Source organism: Limnobacter olei, from assembly GCF_029087225.1.
GTDB classification, from domain to species: Bacteria; Pseudomonadota; Gammaproteobacteria; order Burkholderiales; family Burkholderiaceae_B; genus Limnobacter; species Limnobacter olei.
On the sequence record NZ_JARFJD010000002.1, the window covers coordinates 329,607 to 342,824 of the forward strand.

At 54.0% G+C, this 13,218-nt stretch carries 13 protein-coding genes; 7 read left to right on the plus strand and 6 right to left on the minus strand.

What is annotated here, in order from left to right; genetic code table 11:
* Positions 1-25: 25 nt before the first annotated feature.
* From hemL to thiD, 3 genes are read right to left on the minus strand one after another with little or no spacing between them, the layout of a single operon-like run.
* On the minus strand, positions 26-1,321 hold the full coding sequence (gene hemL, locus PY990_RS01680) for a glutamate-1-semialdehyde 2,1-aminomutase (RefSeq protein ID WP_275270131.1): 1,296 nt from the start codon (positions 1,319-1,321) through the stop codon (positions 26-28).
* Between the two features lie 14 nt (positions 1,322-1,335).
* Positions 1,336-2,031 carry a thiamine phosphate synthase gene (gene thiE / locus PY990_RS01685; protein WP_275270132.1) on the minus strand — a complete coding sequence of 232 codons (696 nt, stop codon included), beginning with the start codon at positions 2,029-2,031 and terminating at the stop codon, positions 1,336-1,338.
* Positions 2,012-2,842, minus strand: a complete 831-nt coding sequence (thiD, locus tag PY990_RS01690) for a bifunctional hydroxymethylpyrimidine kinase/phosphomethylpyrimidine kinase (protein ID WP_275270133.1) — start codon at positions 2,840-2,842, stop codon at positions 2,012-2,014. Before thiD ends, thiE begins: the two co-directional genes overlap by 20 nt.
* Positions 2,843-2,934: 92 nt before the next feature.
* On the opposite strand from thiD, the gene PY990_RS01695 reads away from it, so the two are divergent.
* A complete protein-coding gene (locus PY990_RS01695) occupies positions 2,935-3,099 on the plus strand; it encodes a rubredoxin (RefSeq protein WP_008249735.1) in 165 nt (54 codons plus the stop codon).
* A 23-nt stretch (positions 3,100-3,122) separates the two neighbouring features.
* Positions 3,123-4,490, plus strand: coding sequence for a hypothetical protein (locus tag PY990_RS01700; protein ID WP_275270134.1), 1,368 nt, complete (start codon positions 3,123-3,125; stop codon positions 4,488-4,490).
* Here PY990_RS01700 and arsS read toward each other — a convergent pair.
* Positions 4,454-5,410, minus strand: a complete 957-nt coding sequence (gene arsS, locus PY990_RS01705; RefSeq protein WP_275270135.1) for an arsenosugar biosynthesis radical SAM (seleno)protein ArsS — start codon at positions 5,408-5,410, stop codon at positions 4,454-4,456. The two genes, PY990_RS01700 and arsS, sit on opposite strands and share 37 nt — an antisense overlap.
* A gap of 144 nt (positions 5,411-5,554) precedes the next feature.
* On the opposite strand from arsS, the gene thiS reads away from it, so the two are divergent.
* The 5 genes from thiS to nadB all read left to right on the plus strand — a co-directional run bounded on the left by thiS (position 5,555) and on the right by nadB (position 11,093).
* Complete coding sequence (thiS, locus tag PY990_RS01710) at positions 5,555-5,755, plus strand: sulfur carrier protein ThiS (RefSeq protein WP_198006816.1); 201 nt, start codon at positions 5,555-5,557, stop codon at positions 5,753-5,755.
* Positions 5,756-5,775: 20 nt separating this feature from the next.
* Positions 5,776-6,591 carry a thiazole synthase gene (locus PY990_RS01715; protein ID WP_275270136.1) on the plus strand — a complete coding sequence of 272 codons (816 nt, stop codon included), beginning with the start codon at positions 5,776-5,778 and terminating at the stop codon, positions 6,589-6,591.
* Positions 6,588-7,292, plus strand: coding sequence for a tRNA (guanosine(46)-N7)-methyltransferase TrmB (trmB, locus tag PY990_RS01720; protein ID WP_275270137.1), 705 nt, complete (start codon positions 6,588-6,590; stop codon positions 7,290-7,292). The genes PY990_RS01715 and trmB overlap by 4 nt, the downstream gene beginning before the upstream one ends.
* Positions 7,293-7,382: 90 nt before the next feature.
* A complete protein-coding gene (locus PY990_RS01725) occupies positions 7,383-9,386 on the plus strand; it encodes a bifunctional diguanylate cyclase/phosphodiesterase (protein ID WP_275270138.1) in 2,004 nt (667 codons plus the stop codon).
* Positions 9,387-9,491: 105 nt separating this feature from the next.
* On the plus strand, positions 9,492-11,093 hold the full coding sequence (nadB, locus tag PY990_RS01730; RefSeq protein WP_275270139.1) for an L-aspartate oxidase: 1,602 nt from the start codon (positions 9,492-9,494) through the stop codon (positions 11,091-11,093).
* Positions 11,094-11,150: 57 nt separating this feature from the next.
* Here the strand turns inward: nadB and nadC are convergent, their stop codons facing one another.
* Entirely contained in the window at positions 11,151-12,017 is an 867-nt protein-coding gene (gene nadC / locus PY990_RS01735) for a carboxylating nicotinate-nucleotide diphosphorylase (protein WP_275270140.1), read from the minus strand.
* The gene (gene nadA, locus PY990_RS01740; RefSeq protein ID WP_413789478.1) at positions 12,014-13,165 is read right to left on the minus strand and encodes a quinolinate synthase NadA; all 1,152 of its coding nucleotides are present in this window, start codon (positions 13,163-13,165) and stop codon (positions 12,014-12,016) included. The genes nadC and nadA overlap by 4 nt, the downstream gene beginning before the upstream one ends.
* Between the last annotated feature and the right edge of the window lie 53 nt (positions 13,166-13,218).

Consider the following 13,218-nt stretch of genomic DNA (forward strand, 5'->3'; position numbering starts at 1 on the left):
GGGTGCAAACCCGGGCGGTTTTTTTTCACTGAATTGCCGCAAACGCCTTGTCAATCGCCACCTTGGTGGCTTCGATCACGGCATCGTCGTGCGTTACAGACACAAACCCAGCCTCGTAGGCCGAAGGTGCCAGGTACACGCCTGCATCCAACATGGCATGGAAAAACTTGTTGAAGCGGTCGCGGTTTGATGCACTTACTTCGGCAAAACTGCTCGGTACTTTCTCGCTGAAATAAATACCGAACATGCCACCAATGCTGTCTGCACAAAAAGTTTCGCCGTGAGCATACGCAACCTGGTTAAAGGCTTCCACCAACTTGCGGGTTTGGGTTTCCAGCTTCTCGTAAAAACCTTCTTGCTTCAACAAACACATCGTGGTCAAGCCTGCCGCCACTGCCACCGGGTTGCCACTCAATGTGCCAGCCTGGTACACCGGGCCAAGGGGTGCGATGCACGCCATAATGTCTTTGCGACCACCAAAAGCGCCCATGGGCATGCCCCCGCCGATGATTTTCCCAAGGGTGGTCAAATCAGGGGTAATGCCATACACGCCCTGCACGCCCTGGGGACCCACACGGAATCCGGTCATCACTTCATCGAAAATCAACACCGCACCATGCTGGGTGCACAACTCGCGCAAGGTATTCAAAAACTCGCGGGTGGGTTTGATGAGGTTCATGTTGCCGGCAACAGGCTCTACGATTACACAGGCAATGCTGCTGCCACTGGCTTTGAACAATTCGTGCAGTTGCTCCACATTGTTGTAGTCCAGCACACGGGTGTGCTTGGCAAAGTCCTCGGGCACACCGGCCGAAGTTGGGTTGCCGAAGGTTAGCAAACCGGAACCCGCTTTCACCAGCAAGCTATCCGCATGGCCGTGGTAACAGCCTTCGAATTTTACAATGGTGTCACGGCCGGTGAAGCCCCGGGCAAGACGAATCGCGCTCATGGTCGCTTCGGTACCGGAACTCACCAAGCGAACCTGTTCCAGTGAAGGCAACATTTCGCACAATGTTTCTGCCATCACGATTTCGCCTTCGGTAGGCGCACCAAAGCTCAATCCACCTACTGCGGCTTCCTGTACAGCCTTGATCACTTCAGGGTGTGCGTGGCCCAACACGGCTGGGCCCCACGAACCAATGTAGTCGATGTAGCGCTTGTCATCCGCGTCCCACACATAGGGACCGTTGGCACGCTTGAAAAAACGCGGTGTACCGCCCACAGAACGAAATGCCCGAACGGGCGAATTCACACCACCGGGAATTGTTTTTTGTGCGCGCTCAAACAGCACTTCGTTCTGGCTCACTTCTTGACTACTCATTCTCAGGACTCCGCTTAATTAACTTGACTGCATCCATTCACTGCATCCACCCACTGCTGCGCCGCACAGCAAACCTGCTCAGCATCGGGTTCCGTTCCAAACAAACCATTGACCACAGCCACTGCGTTTGCACCTGCTTTCATCAATTCAGGCACGCGCTCAATCGTAATTCCGCCAATCGCTACCGTGGGTACACCCAAATTGCCGGCCTGGGCAAACAATTCAAGCTCAGCGCGCACAGCATTGGGCTTGGTACTGCTGGGGTACATTGCACCAAAGGCCACATAACTGGCGCCATCGCGCACGGCTTGTTTGGCCAATTCAAACTGATTGTAACAAGAAGCACCCACCACCCATCCGCTGCCAAGCCTGCTTCGGGCCTGCGCAATGGACTCATCGGTTCTACCCAAATGCACGCCAGCCACGGCGCCCCCCTCGAATTTTGAAAACTCCACCGAGGGCACGTCATTCAAAATCAGCGCCGCATCGTACTTCTCGCACAGGGCATCAAGCTGCCCGGCAAAATCAATCAACTCGGCTTGATCCCAATTCTTTTGCCTGCACTGAAACAAGCGCACACCGCCATCCAAGGCGGCAGCCACACAATCCACAATAGCGTCAGGAGTCCATACCGCCGAACGCTCGGGTGTAATGGCGTAGACGCCCTTGATGAGTTGCTTGCTCAATTGATTATTCAATCTGGTTTTCATCACCATCATCGCCATCGTCTTCCAAATATTGCATCAGGTGCATTCGGTCCGGAATCAACTGGCCCTTGCCGATGGCAAAACCACAACTCAGGGCTTGCCAGGTGTACTCAAGGGCCAGTTCAACGGCCTCCTGCACGCTTAAACCCTGCCCAAGCCCCACAGCACAGGCACTGGCCAGGGTGCAACCCGAACCATGAAATTGCCCCGGCAGGCGCTCACAAGGGAATTCAACAACTTTTTTGCCAGTCACATACAAACGGTTCACAACATCGCCCGAATCAAGGTGTTCGCCTTTCAACAACACAGCCTTGCAACCCATTTGCAACAAGCGTTCACCCGCCTCATCCACACTTTGTGCGCCGGTAAATGCCTGTGCCTCAGGCCAGTTGGGGGTGAGCAAATCAACCACCGGGAATAGCTGGTTTCTGTAACAGTCGAACAGCGCCTGCCCGCCAAAAGCATCGCCCCGGCCAGAAGCCCGCACAGGGTCTACCACCAGCGGCACCGAGGGCCAGAGACTTTTCACTCTCAACACTGCCGCCACAGCGCCTTCGCTACCCAATACCCCGGTTTTGATTGCACTTGGCGCAATACCGTCATCCAGCAAAGCATTTAATTGATTATCAATCCAGTCACGAGTACACGCCTCGAAGCGCGCCACACCCACCGTGTTCTGGGCTGTCAGCCCGGTAAGAATGGTCAAAGGATGTGCGCCCAGCGCGGAAACAGTTAGTGCGTCGGCTTGCAAACCCGCGCCAGCAGTAGGATCTGATGCTGAGAAGGTCAGCACCAAGGGTACAGTCAGTGTCATTCAAAACCCAAAAAAGACCAACAGCCTTGGTAGCGGGCTGCCAACCTAGTATTATCCACCCGTTGCAATTTTTTTTCTGGATGTAGCTCAGAATGAATACTTGGATTTGTTTGATTTGTGGTTGGGTATACGATGAAGCAGCGGGTGTGCCCGACGAGGGCATTGCCCCCGGCACAAAATGGGAGGATGTTCCGCCCAATTGGGTTTGCCCGGAGTGCGGCGCCCGCAAAGAAGATTTTGAGATGACTCAAATCTAAAAAAAACCAAAACCCATGGATCAATGACCGAACCACAAGCCGACCCCGCCAAAGCGTTTGAAGACCACGCCCCAACGCCGGTCAGGCCCAAGTTTGTTCGGCAATTGGGGCAGTTTTCAGTTGGTCTGTTGATCGCAGCGCTGGTTTTATTTGCGGCGGGTCTGTTCGCCAAAAACCAATCCGACAACATTCGCAATGCGCAGCTAGCCCAAATTAATTTGGTGGAAGGCCGCATACAGCAAGAATTGCTGGCCTTAAATGGCCCCGGCAGCGAGACCATTCAACCCCAAGGGTTGAAGGCTCTGCTGGGTTTGGGGCAACAAGTCAGTCAACAAAACAAAGGGGTACAGTGGTTTGGTGCCTTGCACAGCCAAACCTTGCAAGTGTTGTTGACTCAAAGCATTGAAGCACTCTCGCGCCCAGTGGCGGGTGTCAACTCGGATCTGGACACCCAGCGCCAGCTTGAAACCCAGCTTCGACTTGATACACTGCCCAAGCTTGCCCAACTCAAAACACACATTGCCCAAGCCACCAACGGTTATCTGGTGTTGCTGTTTGGCCTGGCCACCTTGCTGGCTACAATCGGCCTTGCCTTGGGCATTCAATGGACTACCCACCGAAAAACGCTTGCCCTGGGTCGGCGTGTGCAGATGTTAAGTCGCGCCCTGCACAGTCAACAGGAAAACGACCAGAAACGGGAAGGCGCCCATGCAGCCCTAGAAGGTGTGCTGAAAGCACTGAACAGCAACCAGCAACTAGAGCACCGTGGCACGCTAATGCAAATTGGCCAGCAACTTGAAGAGCTGAACAACAGTGGACGGGCTGTGTTGCAGTTTGCGAAATCATTTCACCAGTTGTCCACCCAAGGCACCCAAGTTGTTAAGTCAACCTTGAACAGCGAACATCGCAATGCCAAAGCCGAAAGCCACATGGAGATCATGCAAACCCAGCTTGAGGGTTTGCGATCTGACATTCGAAGTGCTGCACAAGGCTTGCGAAAGGCTGGAGAAGTGAGCCGACAGCTACTGGGCAGGTTGGATGCCTCGCAAATGGAACTCACCCTGACTGAACCCGAGAACAGTCGGCAATTGCAGCAACTGGTCGAACAAAGCCAACAGGCTTTGAAGGAATCTATTGAAGGATTGGTGTTGGCCAGCCAGAAAATCAATGCGGGTCAGTATGAATCGAACAAACTGGCCGAATACATGGCGGTGAATCAAACAGCTTGGTCCAACCTGCTCAGTCAGGTTGAGCAGGTGGCAGAATCTGCATCGCAAGAATCTGAAAGCGCCTTGCGCCTGGCCAAACGCCTGATGGAAAAAAGCCAGCATACTGCGCTGGCTTCACCGAACATTCAAGCCGCCAAAGCACCACCGCAACTGCTGCCCTGACCCGCCGTACAGCCGTAGCAATGGTCGCCCACTACCACATCAATTGAATCCAGCGCGGTTTGCGTTAAATCAGCCAATGTGAGCGCCCTGCCCTGTGAATCGCGAACCGGCCAACCCAATTGCTGGTTGAAGTCGCAATCGTACAGCGTACCTTCGTAGTCAACCGACACCAGACTGCGACACATCACGGCTGCCAAATTGCTTTCCCGGTATGCCCCTTTCAGCGTATTCATGTAAGTCTCGAACGTGCCCTTGCTGATCAAAGTGCTGCCAAAACGGGCAATCGGCATGTTGGTAATCGTCACCAAACCGGTAAAGCGAATGCCAAATTTCTCGAATAACACAGCCTTGTAATCGGCTTCCAGCGCTTCTTGCGGGGGTGGCAAAGAAGGACCCTGCGGATTGAACACCAGTGTTAAGCGCAGCTTGTCGCCATAGCCCAAGGCATTCAGCTTTTGCAGGCCTGCAATGCTGGCATCGAATACGCCTTTGCCGCGTTGCTTGTCCACATTGTCCTCAAGGTAGCAAGGCAAGGATGCGAAAATTTCCACTTCGTTATCAGCAAGAAACTCAGCCAAATCTTCATAGCCCGGTTCACTCAAAATGGTCAGATTGCACCGGTCTATCACATGCACACCGGCCTTGCGGGCCGCCACCACCAAGCGCTTAAAGCGTGGGTTCATCTCGGGTGCGCCACCGGTCAAATCAAGCTTTTTCACCCAGCCCTGATTCATCAGGGAAATCAACTGGTCAATTTGCTCGTCTTGCATCAGCTCGGTGCGGTTGGGGCCGGCATTCACATGGCAGTGTGTACAGCTTTGATTACAAAGATAACCCAGGTTGACCTGAATGGTTTCCAGGTTCAAGCGCTTCACGCTAGGGAAGGTGGTACTTTTCAACAAATGAACTACTGAGTGCATGTAGGCTCCGGTTTCTGTGCGCCGCGCGGTTATTTCGTTTTCAGATAATGAGAGAATCAATGCTCGGAAGCAAGATTGATGCAGTTTATTTATCGCGTTAATCGATAGTAACAAACTTACACAAGCTCATTCGCTCAAGCCATGATTCAAGTTACAGTCAACGGTGAAAATCGTGAAATGCCCGAGAACAGCACTGTGGCGCACCTTGTGGAAAGCCTCAAACTGACCGGCAAGCGCATCGCTGTCGAACTGAACGGCGAAATTGTGCCCAAAAGCCAGCACGCCACCACACCACTGAACGCCGGGGCCAGCCTTGAAATTGTGGTTGCTGTAGGCGGCGGTTAAACAATCAGGAGCAGTACCCCATGAATACCCCAATCGAGAAGAACAACGACACCTGGAAAGTTGGCAGTCGCGAATTCACCAGCCGTTTGCTGGTGGGCACCGGCAAATACGCCAGCCTGGATGAAACCCGTGAAGCGATTACTGAAAGCGGCGCAGAAATTGTGACGGTAGCCATTCGTCGCACCAACATTGGCCAGAACGCCGGAGAAGCCAGCCTGCTCGATTACATCCCTCCCAGCAAGTTCACTTACCTACCCAACTCAGCTGGGTGCTACACCGCCAAAGATGCGGTGCGCACCTTGCGGCTTGGCCGCGAACTGCTGGACGGTCACAACCTATGCAAACTTGAGGTGCTAGGCGACCCCACCAACTTGTATCCCGACATGGAAGAAACCCTGGTGGCAGCCAAAGAACTGGTGGCCGATGGTTTCGACGTGATGGTGTATTGCTCTGACGACCCAATTTATGCCCGCAAACTTGAGGATGCTGGCTGTTTAGCCATCATGCCTTTGGCCTCACTCATTGGTTCTGGCATGGGTATTTTGAACCCCTGGAACATCAATCTGATTCTGGAAAACGCACAGGTACCCGTGATTGTGGATGCCGGTGTGGGCACAGCCTCCGATGCAGCCATCGCCATGGAACTGGGCTGTGCTGGCGTATTGATGAACACCGCAATCGCCAAGGCACAAAACCCTGTGCAAATGGCACGTGCCATGCGTTTGGCCACACAGGCCGGTCGCGAGGCCTTTCTTGCAGGTAGAATGCCGAAAAAGTTTTACACGGCCAGCCCCTCTTCCCCTGTGGAAGGCGTTATTTCCTCCAGATCAAAATGACAGACCAAACCCCCGACAATCCGTTTCGCGATCAGCATATCAAAAGTTTTGTGAAGCGTCGGGGGCATATTTCACGCGCCCAGGAACGAGCAGTTGAAGAAGGCATGCCCAAATGGGGTATCGCCTACAGTGCGCAAACCCACATTGATTTCGACAAGCAATGGGGCACACAAGGCCAAGCCAATTGGCTTGAAATCGGCTTTGGCATGGGCGAAACCACGGCAAAAATTGCCAAGGCACACCCCCATGTGAACTACCTGGGTGTTGAAATTTATACAGCAGGTGTGGGTTCGCTGATCAATAAGATTGAAGAAGAGGGCATAGAAAACATTCGAATCATTTCCCATGATGTGGTCGATGTACTTCGCGACATGATTCCCGATGCCAGCCTTGACAAAGTGTTGCTGTATTTTCCCGACCCTTGGCGCAAGGCCCGCCACCACAAGCGCCGCTTGATTCAACCGGAATTCGTGGCCAAGCTGGCGAAAAAGATGAAGCCTGCCGGGGTGCTGCACTGTGCCACGGACTGGGAAAATTACGCCCACCACATGCATGATGTACTCAGCGTGGCGCCCGACTGGCAAAACATGATGCCAACACCCTTTGCGCCACGACCCGATGATCGGCCACTGACCAAGTTTGAGAATCGAGGATTGAAGCTTGGCCACGGCGTTTGGGACCTTCTCTACCGTGTTCGCTGACACGGTTCAAACAGACCTCCCCTCTTGCGGTATGCCTTGCTGCGCCTGAATTTGCTTTAATCAGGCTTAACCTCGCAAATTCGATACGGCATGCTTTCATCGCAAAAAAACGGGCTGCTGCGTGCATTGATCGCCAACAGTACCGTCATCTCGCTTAACTCACGCACGTTACTGGTTTGCGTCACAGCGCTGTTGGCCCTGTCACTTAGCATTTACGCCATTTTGAATAATCAGTTCACTGCACAACATGCCGAACGCATAGATCAACTGCTCATCGCCAAAGCCCAAGCCATTGACCACAAGGACCACTCTGGGCACAACCACGCGATGGCCATGACGCCGGTGTATTACCATTCCGGCAACATTGAGGGTGCACAAGGCACATTGCACTGGCCCAAAGATTGTGAACTTTCCCAAGCCCCATCAGGATCAAAAATTCACCGATTCACGTGCGAAAACGGCGTTCGCCTGCATGCACTTCAAACCATGCTGCCCCTGGAAGACTCGGCGAATCAAACAATCACCCTGTGGGCCACGCACATTCCAAATGCCTCACTGCTCAACATGCAAGTTGAAGACATTCTTGGACTTACCGCCTTGGTACTCGTCATCAGCACCTTGTGCAGTCGCTGGATCAGTCAATCCATCACCCAGCCCCTTGGAGAAATTACCACCAGCGCGCAACTCATGGCCGAGGGAAATTACGATTGGCGACTTCCTGAAAGTTCCATTGGCGAAATCAACCAGTTGGCGTTCACCTTCAACCACATGGCGAAAAGCCTGCAAGAACGCGACAAGGTGATTCGACGCACCGCCTACAAAGATCAATTGACCGGGCTGGACAACCGGGCATATTTAACTCTCGCCCTGCGAGAACGTACGCAAAGCGCCCGCGAACCATTGAGTATTGTTATTTGGGGAATCGACAACCTGGACAATATCAATGAAGTGCTGGGGCATGATGTTGCTGACAAAGTGTTGATCAAAGTGGCACGCAAAGCCAGTCGCATTTGCCAGGAAAACCTGGTGATTGCGCGTCTTGAGGGCAATATTTTCTGCATGCTTTTGCCACGAGAATTGCTGGAAAGCATGCTGAAAAAACACACCCTGAAACGCATGTTGCATGGTTCACTGCGGGTACAGAACTATCAACTGGATATTCAAAGCCATGCTGGCCTTGCGCACTATCCCGAGCACGGTCAATGCCCCGAAACGCTGATGCGCCGGGCTGAAATTGCTCGCCAACTGGCCAAAAAAACACGCCAAACCAGCATTGTTTTCGAAGCGCGGCTTGAACATCGCTCAGCCAATCGGCTTGAACTGATTGCCCAGCTGCGCAAAGCCATTACAGACAACGAATTCTGCCTGTTTTTTCAACCCAAATTAAACCTGCGCACCAACAGTATTAATCAGGCGGAAGTGCTCTTGCGCTGGAACCACCCTGTACATGGATTGATTGCGCCGGGCGCCTTCATTGAACTTGCCGAGCAAACCGGCATGATCCGCGACATTACACGCCTGGTGCTCAAGCAAACCTACGCCATCATCAACCTCTGTGCGAATCAAAACATCAGGTTGTCGGTTAATCTTTCCGCAATGGATCTGGAAGATTTCAGCCTGATTGATTTCATGCAGCACCTACACTGCCAGCAACCGGATGCCTCGCGCCACATTGTGCTGGAAATTACAGAAAGTGCAGCCATGCGAGACCCAGAGCAAGCGTTGGACATACTTAATCAACTGGCTGCCATGCATTTTCAAATCGCGGTGGATGACTTTGGCACGGGCTACTCCTCTCTGGCCTACTTGAAGCGCTTCCCGGTCACCGAATTGAAAATTGACCGCTCACTGGTACAGGGCGCAGACCTGGACACGGATGGTCAGATCATTCTCGAATCAACCATCGAAATGGGCCACATCATGGGCTTGCTGGTCACCACCGAGGGTGTGGAAACCCAGTCCGAATACGAACTCGTTAAAAAGCTGGGGGCCGACTATGTTCAAGGCTTCTGGCTGTCCAAACCCATGCCGTTTGACGAATTCAAACTGAAACACCTGGTTGGCAACCACGACCAGCTGGTCCAGCACCTCTAAACGGCTCAAATAGCACATCAAAATTGGTCGTATTTGACCCGGGCACCCTCGGCTTCGATATCATGTGAGCATGACAATTCACACATTGAAAGCATCACCGTGAAAATGAAACAGTTCGATGTCGCCATCATTGGCAGTGGTTTGGCGGGATTGACCACCGCCCTGCAATTGGCCGACAAGCTCAAAGTGGCCATTATTTGCAAACGCTCGGTTTCCGACTCGGCAAGCCGTTGGGCCCAAGGTGGCATTGCCGCTGTGCGCGACCCTGCCGACAGCGTGGCCGAACATGTGCAAGACACCCTGGTAGCGGGTGGCGGCCTTTGCGAACGTGATGCAGTGCAATTCATTCTGGAAAACGCATCCAAATCCATCGACTGGTTGGTGGAACAAGGTGTGCCGTTTTCTCGCGAAGACGAAGAAGGCCCAAGCAATACCGAGCCCAATGGTTTTCACCTGACCCGGGAAGGCGGGCACAGCCGCAGGCGAATTCTGCACGTGGCCGATGCCACGGGCGATGCTGTACAAACCACGCTGGAAGCCAAAGCCCGCAGCCACCCCAATATTCAATTGTTTGAACACCACATGGTGATCGACCTGATCACCGGCGACCGTCTGAGCGAGAAAAAGGCCGGTATTTTGGGTGCTTACATTCTGGATGAACAATCGCAACGCGTACTCACCCTGACCTGCCCTTACATTGTGCTGGCTTGCGGCGGCGCGGGCAAAGTGTACAACTACACCACCAACCCCGACACAGCCACGGGCGACGGCATTGCCATGGCCTGGCGCGCAGGATGCCGAATTTCCAATATGGAATTCATCCAGTTCCACCCCACCTGCCTGTACCACCCCTATGCCAAAAGCTTTTTGATCACCGAAGCAGTGCGCGGCGAAGGTGGTTTGCTGAAACTGCCCGATGGCACACGCTTCATGCCCGAGCACGACGAACGGGCAGAACTGGCACCTCGGGATGTAGTGGCGCGCGCCATCGACTTTGAAATGAAAAAACGCGGCCTGGATTGCGTGTACCTGGACATCAGCCATGAACCGGCAGAGAAACTGAAAAAACATTTCCCTACCATTTACAAACGTTGCCTTGAACTGGGCATCGACATCACCAAGCAAGGCATTCCAGTCGTGCCCGCTGCGCATTACACCTGCGGTGGTGTGGTGACCGATCACAATGCCCGCACCGACATTCCCGGCCTGTATGCCGTGGGCGAAACCGCCTACACCGGCCTGCACGGTGCAAACCGCTTGGCCAGCAACAGCCTGCTGGAGTGCGTGGTGCTGGGGCAAGCTGCCGCCAACCACATTTTGACCAAACCCCACCGCGAAACCATGGGTCTGCCGGATTGGGACGAAAGCCGGGTCACCGACCCAGACGAAGAAGTGGTAATTTCCCACAACTGGGCTGAACTTCGCCAAACCATGTGGAACTACGTGGGCATTGTGCGAACCGACAAACGCTTGGAACGCGCTCAGCACCGTATCCAATTGCTTCGTGCCGAAATTCTGGAGTTCTACAGCAACTTCCGTGTTAGCCGCGATTTGCTCGAATTACGCAACCTGGTGGACGTGGCCGATTTGATCGTGACCAGTGCACTAAGCCGCAAGGAAAGCCGTGGTTTGCATTTCAGTGCCGACTACCCGGGCACTCTGCCCAAAGCATTCCCCACGGTGTTGCAACGACCCAAGAAAAAATGAACATGCGTGATTTCAAGGGAATCGGACAACGCCGTCGGGTTGACTAATCAAACGCGCTCAGTCCAGCACTCGAAGCGAATAATCCACCGCTGTAACGTCTTTCGTAAGCGACCCGATCGAAATACGATCAACACCGGTCTCGGCAATGGCACGCACCGTGTGCTCGTTTACCCCGCCTGAGGCTTCCAGAATGGCCCTGCCCTTGTTCAGCTCGACCGCCACACGCATGGCTTCAAGACCAAAGTTATCCAGCAGCACCGACTTGGCGCCCGATTGCAGCGCCTCTTCAAGTTGAACCAAACTTTCAACTTCAATTTGCACACTCACATGTGGCGCACCCAAGGCATCCGCATTGGCCAGCACCGGGGCAATTCCTCCCGCGGCTGCAATATGGTTTTCCTTGATCAAAATACCGTCGTACAACGCCAAGCGCTGATTCAAACCGCCCCCAACCCGCACAGCGTACTTCTGCGCCAGACGCATGCCGGGCAAGGTTTTTCGGGTATCCAGAATAGATGCTTTAGTGCCTTCAATCAGGTGTACGAAATGGCGTGTTCGGGTAGCCACCGCAGAAAGTAACTGCAAATAATTCATCGCTGAACGCTCAGCCGTCAGCAAAGGCCGGGCATGGGCATCAATCTCACACACCACAGTGCCAGGCTGAACCTCGTACCCCTCAGGCACTTGCCAACGCACCAAAGCATCCGGGCACAGTGCATTGAACACCCCGTTGAACCAGTCCTGTCCACACACCACCGCCTTGTCGCGGCACAGCAGCTGCGCCTTGCAGCGCTTGCCCTCAGGCACTAGCAGACCGGTCCAGTCTGTATTGCCCATGTCTTCGGCAATCGCATCATGCACATTTTTCAGCAAGGCCAGCTCAAGCGCCGGCCCAAACGATTGAAACAGTTCTGAACGGCTCATGCTGGACCCACTCCCTTGTGTGCCTGTTCCAGGCGACCCTGGCCACGCGGCCCGGAAATACCATGTGTTTTCGCGAAATCCAGCATTCGGTCGATGCAACGGTAAGCCTGTTTGCCCAGCGCGGCGTCCACATGCACCTCGCCCAAGCCAGTATCAAACCCGGTCTTCAACACATCGCGCAGGTTTTTCAAACCATTCATGGCCATCCAGGGGCAATGGGCGCAGCTTTTGCAAGTGGCTGAATTGCCCGCGGTAGGCGCCTCAATCAAGGTTTTACCCGGTGCAAACTGGCGCATTTTGTGCAAAATGCCGTTGTCAGTGGCCACAATGTAGGTGTCAACACCCGGAGTTTGCGTGGCCTTGATCAGCTGAGTGGTCGAACCCACCACATCGGCCAATGCCACCACATCGGCTGGCGATTCCGGGTGCACCAACACCATGGCCTGCGGGTGCTGGGCTTTCAGAATCTTGAGTTCTTCGGCCTTGAACTCGTCGTGTACCAGGCATGAGCCCTGCCACAGCAACATATCGGCACCAGTCTGTTTTTGGATGTATTGCCCCAAGTGCCGATCGGGTGCCCAAATCAGCTTTTGCCCCTGTGCGTGCAAATGGCCCACAATGTCCAAGGCAATGCTGGAAGTCACCATCCAGTCTGCGCGCGCCTTCACGGCAGCACTTGTGTTGGCATACACCACCACGGTGCGATCGGGGTGTTGATCACAAAACGCATTGAACTCCTCCGAGGGGCACCCCAGGTCCAGTGAACATGTGGCATCCAGGTCTGGCATGAACACGCGTTTCTCGGGATTCAAAATCTTGCTTGTTTCACCCATGAATCGCACGCCCGCCACCACCAGGTTCTGCTGCTTGCTTTCGCGCCCAAAACGCGCCATTTCAAGGGAATCGGAAACACAACCGCCGGTTTCCTCAGCAAGGTCTTGCAATTCAGAGTCCACGTAATAATGCGCCACCAACACAGCATCACGGGCCTTCAGCAAATCCCTGATTTCCGATTTCAAGGCGGCCCTTTCATCGGGCCCTGGCTGCTGAGGCACTCGGGCCCAAGCCTGGGAGGGTTTACAACTGGTGGAGGGGCTGGCCTGTGAGGGCAAATCGAACTCAACAGGCTTGATGTCTACTTGATTCACGGAACGCTCGGTTGGTGACAAGGAAAACACGCATTTTACTCCCTTGGCCCCAG